Origin of the sequence: Azospirillum sp. 11R-A (assembly GCF_049472615.1) — a bacterium.
Classification (GTDB): Bacteria; Pseudomonadota; Alphaproteobacteria; order Azospirillales; family Azospirillaceae; genus Azospirillum; species Azospirillum palustre.
Genome location: NZ_JBCEBL010000045.1, coordinates 25,802 through 32,019, shown reverse-complemented (window position 1 = coordinate 32,019; position 6,218 = coordinate 25,802). Strand labels below are relative to the sequence as shown.

Here is a 6,218-nt window from a genome sequence, read left to right as displayed (position 1 = left end):
GGTTGTCCAGCCGAGGCCGCCCGCCCTTCGGTTTGGGCGGCTCCGCTGGGAGCAACGGTTCAATCAGGGCCCAAAGGGCGTCGGAGACCAGAGGTGCAGCCATGCCACTCTCAACAGCCCAAACGCCGTTTTGTTAGGTGCTCTTAGCCGCAACAATTTGGTTCGACGCACCCGTCGATGTGGTATGATGCGCGCCCGCTCGGGGCGGGACGGCCGGACAACGGCCCGCAACCCCGGTGGGTCCGCAAGAACAGTTCCCCTCCGGCCGAGACGACGCCAGCATGAACATCACCATCGAACGCGCCGCCCTTCTCCGTTCCCTGGGTCACGTGCAGAGTGTGGTCGAGCGGCGGAACACCATTCCGATCCTGTCCAACGTCCTGCTGCGCGCGGGCGACGGTGAACTGTCGCTGGCCGCCACCGACATGGATCTGGAGATCGTCGAGACGGTCCCGGCGACGGTCGGGCGCCCCGGCGGCACCACCGCCCCCGCCCACACCCTGTTCGACATCGTCCGCAAGCTGCCCGACGGCAGCCAGGTGGAGCTGGACATCGGCGGCGACGGCACCATCCTGACGCTGCGCGCCGGCCGGTCGCAGTTCAAGCTGTCCTGCCTGCCGGTCGAGGATTTCCCGCAGCTGTCCAGCGGCGAGCTGAAGCACAATTTCTCGGTCGCCGCCGCCGACCTGCGCGGGCTGATCGACCGCACCCGCTTCGCCATCTCCACCGAGGAGACGCGCTATTACCTGAACGGCATCTACCTGCACGCCGCCAAGAGCAAGATGGGCAGCCTGGAGACGCCGGTGCTGCGCGCCGTCGCCACCGACGGCCACCGGCTGGCGCGGGTCGAGATGCCGCTGCCGGACGGGGCCGAGGGCATTCCCGGCGTCATCATCCCGCGCAAGACCGTCACCGAGATCCGCAAGCTGGTCGACGAGGCCGCCGACCGCATCGAGCTGTCGATGTCCGACAACAAGATCCGCTTCGGCTTCGACAGCGTCGTCGTCACCTCCAAGCTGATCGACGGCACCTTCCCCGACTATGAGCGGGTGATCCCGGTCGGCAACGACAAGGTGATGGAGGTGGACGCCAAGCTTTTCGCCGCCGCCGTCGACCGCGTCGCCACCATCTCCACCGAGAAGAGCCGGGCGGTGAAGCTGTCGCTGGTCCGCGGCGCGCTCACCCTGTCCGCCACCAGCCCGGAATCGGGCAGCGCGACCGAGGAGCTGGAGGTCAGCTACCAGGAGTCCCCCCTGGAAATCGGCTTCAACTCTCGCTATCTGCTGGACATCACGCAGCAGATCGAGGGCGAGGGCGCCCAGTTCACGCTGGCCGACGCCGCGTCGCCGACCATCATCCGCGACGTCGCCGACTCGACCGCGCTCTACGTCCTGATGCCGATGCGCGTGTGATGGGGCTGCGGGGATCCTCCCCGCCCCAGGCGGAACGGACCAGTTGCACCACACGGCAGTTTCGATGAGCGGCGACACCCCGGTGTCCGCCGCAACTCCGGCCTTCGCTCCGGCCCTTGCGGTCAGGCGGATGACGCTGACGCGCTTCCGCGGCTACGACTCCGCGCGGCTGGAGCCCGACCGCCGGCCCGTCGCCCTGATCGGCCCGAACGGCGCCGGCAAGACCAACCTTCTGGAGGCCGTCAGCTTCCTCGCCCCCGGCCGCGGCATCCGCGGCGCCCGGCTGGCCGAGGTCGAGCGGCTGGGCTCGCCCCCCGGCGCCGGCTGGGCGGTGGCGGCGACGCTCGACACCCCGCTGGGACCGGTGGAGATCGGCACCGGCCGCGAGCCCCATGACGGAAGCCGCAGCTCCGAGCGCGACCGCCGGCTGGTCCGCATCGACGGCCACCCGGCCAAGGGCCAGACCGCACTCGCCGACCATGTCGCCATGGTCTGGCTGACCCCGCAGATGGACCGCCTGTTCCTCGAAGGGTCGAGCGGACGGCGGCGCTTCCTCGACCGGCTGGTCTTCGGCTTCGACCCCGCCCATGCCGGCCGGCTGTCGCGCTACGAGCATGCCCTGCGCGAACGCGCCCGGCTGCTGCGCGACGGCCGCTTCGACGAGGGCTGGCTCGGCGCGCTGGAGGACCAGATGGCGACCACCGGCATCGCCGTCGCCGCGGCAAGGCGCGAGGTGGTGCAGCGGCTGCGCGCCGCCTGCGCCCGCTCGGTCGGCCCCTTCCCCGGCGCCGACCTCACCGTCGCCGGCACGGTGGAACGCTGGCTGGACGACGGTCCGGCGCTGGCGGCGGAGGATGCGCTGCGCGACAGCTTGCGTGCCGGACGCCGCGCCGATGCCGACGGCGGCGGCGCCTTGGTGGGACCGCACAAGAGCGACCTCGCCGTCCGCCATGCGCCCAAGGACATGCCGGCCGGGCTGTGCTCCACCGGCGAGCAGAAGGCGCTGCTGATCGCCATCGTGCTGGCCAACGCCCGGCTGCTGGCGGCCGAACGGGGCGCGGCGCCGATCCTTCTGCTGGACGAGGTGGCCGCCCATCTCGACCCCGAGCGGCGCGCCGCGCTGTTCGGAGAAATCCTGGCATTGGGCGCCCAGGCCTGGATGACGGGCACCGACGAGGGGGTTTTCGACCCGCTTGGGGACGATGCCCGCCGCTTCCACATCGAAGACGCGCACATCCGCCCCGGATAGGGGCGGAAATCGGGGAAAAATCCCGGAAAAAAAGCATGCCGACGCACGCTAAACCGCCGTATCCGCAACCGAATCTGTTATAGTCGACGCATGGCACAGGAAGCACTGAAGAACGACCTCCCGCAGTCGGAGCCCCAGCAGGCGGACTACGGGGCGGAATCGATCACCGTTCTGCGCGGGCTCGATGCCGTGCGCAAACGCCCCGGCATGTACATCGGCGACACCGACGACGGGTCCGGCCTGCACCACATGGTGTACGAGGTGGTCGACAACGCCATCGACGAGGCGTTGGCCGGCTATTGCGACAAGGTCGAGGTCGTGCTGAACGCCGACGGATCGGTCACGGTGCGCGACAACGGCCGCGGCATCCCGACCGACATCCATTCGGAGGAAGGCGTCTCGGCTGCCGAGGTCGTGATGACCCAGCTCCATGCCGGCGGCAAGTTCAACCAGAACAGCTACAAGGTTTCCGGCGGCCTGCACGGCGTCGGCGTCTCGGTGGTGAACGCGCTGTCGGAAACGCTGGATCTGCGCATCTGGCGCGGCGGCCGGACCTGGACCATGCGCTTCCGCCACGGCAACGCCGAGGCGCCGCTGGCCGACGTCGGCGAGGCGCCGATGGTGCCGGAGAAGGGCAAGCCGCTGTCGGGCACCGAAGTCACCTTCATGCCCTCGACCGAGACCTTCACCAACATCGAGTTCGATTTCGCCACGCTGGAACACCGGCTGCGCGAGCTGGCCTTCCTCAACTCCGGCGTCCGCCTGCTGCTGACCGACGCGCGCGGGGTGGAGCCGAAGGTGCAGGACCTGCATTACGAAGGCGGCCTGGAAGCCTTCGTCAGCTGGCTCGACCGCTCCAAGACGGCGCTGCACAAGCCGGCGATCACGCTGAAGAACGAGCGGCCGACCGAGCATGGCGGGGTGGTGACGGTTGAATGCGCGCTCCAGTGGAACGACAGCTACCACGAGACGACGCTCTGCTTCACCAACAACATCCCGCAGAAGGACGGCGGCACCCACCTCGCCGGCTTCCGCGCCGCGCTGACCCGCGCCATCAACAACTACGCGACCGAATCCGGCATCGCCAAGAAGGAGAAGGTCAGCCTGTCGGGCGACGACGCCCGTGAGGGGCTGACCTGCGTCCTGTCGGTGAAGGTGCCGGACCCGAAATTCTCCAGCCAGACCAAGGACAAGCTGGTCTCGTCGGAAGTCCGCCCCGTCGTCGAGGCGGTGGTGGGCGAGGCGCTGGCCCAGTATTTCGAGGAACATCCGGCCGACGCCCGCCGCGTCATCCAGAAGGTGGTGGAAGCCGCCGCCGCCCGCGAGGCCGCCCGCAAGGCGCGCGACATCACGCGCAAGAGTTCGCTCAGCATGTCGTCGCTGCCGGGCAAGCTGGCCGACTGCCAGGAGCGCGACCCGGCGCTGTCGGAACTGTTCATCGTCGAGGGCGATTCGGCCGGCGGTTCCGCCAAGCAGGGCCGCTCGCGCCAGTCCCAGGCCATCCTGCCGCTGCGCGGCAAGATCCTGAACGTGGAGCGGGCCCGGCTGGACAAGATGCTGGGTTCGGCGGAGATCGGCACGCTGATCGCGGCGCTGGGCACCGGCATCAGCGACGAGTTCAACGCCGACAAGGCGCGCTATCACAAGATCATCATCATGACCGACGCGGACGTGGACGGCAGCCACATCCGCACCCTGCTGCTGACCTTCTTCTTCCGGCAGATGCCCGACCTGATCGAGCGCGGCTATCTCTACATCGCCCAGCCGCCGCTCTACCGCATCAAGCGCGGCAACGCCAAGGAACGCTACCTGAAGGACGACCGGGCGCTCGAAGAGTATCTGGTCGAGGCGGCGCTGGGCGACCTGTCGGTCCGGCTGTCGGACGGCTCCCTGCTGATCGGCGAGCAGCTGGCCGCTCTGGTCGAGCAGGCCCGCACCGCGCGCCCGGCGATCGACACGCTGTCGCGCAAGGTCGGCAACGCCATGGTGGTGGAGCAGGCGGCGGTCGCCGGCACCCTGTCCGCCGCCCTGGCCGACGACAAGGCGGCGGCCGAGGCCGCGGCGCAGACTGTGGCCGAGCGGATGAACGGGCTGGACGCCGACGGCGGCTGGCGCGGCGAGGCGCTGCCCCAGGGCGGTTATGCGGTGATCCGCGCCCGGCGCGGCGTCACCCACCGCCACCTGTTCGACACCGACCTGCTGAAGAGCGGCGAGGCCCGTCGCCTGGACGCTCTGGCCGCCGACCTGAAGCGGGTGTTCGGCACCGCCGGCAAGGCCTTCGAGAAGCAGAAGGAAAGCCGCGCCCTGACCGGCCCGGTCGCCCTGTTCGACACGGTGATGGAGCTGGGCCGCCGCGGCGTCACCATCCAGCGCTACAAGGGGCTGGGCGAGATGAACCCGGACCAGCTGTGGGAAACCACGCTGGACCCGACCAAGCGCTCGCTGCTCCAGGTCCGCGTCAGCCACGTCGATCAGGCGGAGGAGGTCTTCTCCACCCTGATGGGCGACGTCGTCGAGCCGCGCCGCGAGTTCATCCAGGACAACGCCCTGAAGGTATCGAACCTGGACGTGTGATCGCGGTGGTGGTGGTCAATTAAGCAAAGGATGAGAAACCGAATCCTAAGTTTGAGAAACTTTTAACCGTCCTATCATCTGAGACGACGGGATCCATCTCCGGAGCCCGAGAACGAACAAAGAGGGCGGGGCCATAAAGGCTCCGCCCTTTCTATTTGCTTCGCCTGAATCGAGCACGCAACGCGAGACATTCAAGCCTTGCCCTCTACCCTCTCACGATCCGGTAAATGGATCGAGTTAGGGCTAAAGGCGTGCGCTTTGGCTTCGTTATCACCGACCCCGGGCGAAGCTCCAGCGCGGCTTTGCGGTGCACTCTAACAAAGTGATCCCCTGGTCATGAACCGAACAAAGCGGCATGAGGCTGGCTCACGTGGGTTTGCACTGCCCCTCGAACCAACGCTGATCCGCCGGCAAGCCGTCGCGCAGGCGGAGCATGATGGACCGGTCGTTCGGATTGAATAGGAAGCTTGGAGCATTGGATCCATTGAGGATCCTGCCGTCGCTGGAGGGAGTGCCAGTGGGGTACTGGACCTGTGTGGGGCCGAACGAGATCGTCGCCATCTTGCCCGTGATGGTCAGCAAAAGAGGTGCACGCGAGGAGATGAGAGGATCAGCGTTGTTGCCCGTCTTGACGACGCCGATGCACAACCAATCTTGAGCGGTCGCCGGCAGGGTGTGAAGCGCGAGTGCCAGAGCAATCGCTATTTTTGTCTTGCGCATAATAAGGTGATCCGTAGGTGCGCCCTGTCCACTAGGAAGCGCCGGCGATCTTCTGTCGGGCATGACTGGATGGCATCAAACTGCAGCGTGAGCCAATTGCCAGTAATCCTCGCGTTATATACTAGGATAATGTATGCGCTTTATCGCCTTATACGTGGCAGAGGCCGCGACCTCTGCTGATGCGGCCGCGTCAACAAGAGACTGATATTGACCGACGTTGCCGTGCGCCTCCACCAAAGTGGGCACAATAGGCGAGTCCGCAC

At 67.5% G+C, this 6,218-nt stretch carries 5 protein-coding genes; 3 read left to right on the top strand and 2 right to left on the bottom strand.

Annotation, left to right across the window (positions count from 1 at the left end; all coding sequences use genetic code 11):
- Nucleotides 1-103: transposase (locus VH569_RS33830; RefSeq protein ID WP_423321489.1), on the bottom strand; the 103-nt coding region annotated here is incomplete at its 3' end.
- Nucleotides 104-281: 178 nt separating this feature from the next.
- Here VH569_RS33830 and dnaN point away from each other — a divergent pair.
- The 3 genes from dnaN (at nt 282) to gyrB (ending at nt 5,235) form a co-directional block, all read left to right on the top strand.
- Nucleotides 282-1,412 carry a DNA polymerase III subunit beta gene (gene dnaN / locus VH569_RS33825; RefSeq protein WP_377808173.1) on the top strand — a complete coding sequence of 377 codons (1,131 nt, stop codon included), beginning with the start codon at nt 282-284 and terminating at the stop codon, nt 1,410-1,412.
- A 64-nt stretch (nt 1,413-1,476) separates the two neighbouring features.
- The gene (gene recF / locus VH569_RS33820) at nt 1,477-2,661 is read left to right on the top strand and encodes a DNA replication/repair protein RecF (protein ID WP_423321484.1); all 1,185 of its coding nucleotides are present in this window, start codon (nt 1,477-1,479) and stop codon (nt 2,659-2,661) included.
- A gap of 90 nt (nt 2,662-2,751) precedes the next feature.
- Entirely contained in the window at nt 2,752-5,235 is a 2,484-nt protein-coding gene (gene gyrB / locus VH569_RS33815; protein WP_423321482.1) for a DNA topoisomerase (ATP-hydrolyzing) subunit B, read from the top strand.
- A gap of 366 nt (nt 5,236-5,601) precedes the next feature.
- Here the strand turns inward: gyrB and VH569_RS33810 are convergent, their stop codons facing one another.
- On the bottom strand, nt 5,602-5,955 hold the full coding sequence (locus tag VH569_RS33810; RefSeq protein ID WP_423321480.1) for a hypothetical protein: 354 nt from the start codon (nt 5,953-5,955) through the stop codon (nt 5,602-5,604).
- Nucleotides 5,956-6,218: the final 263 nt, after the last annotated feature.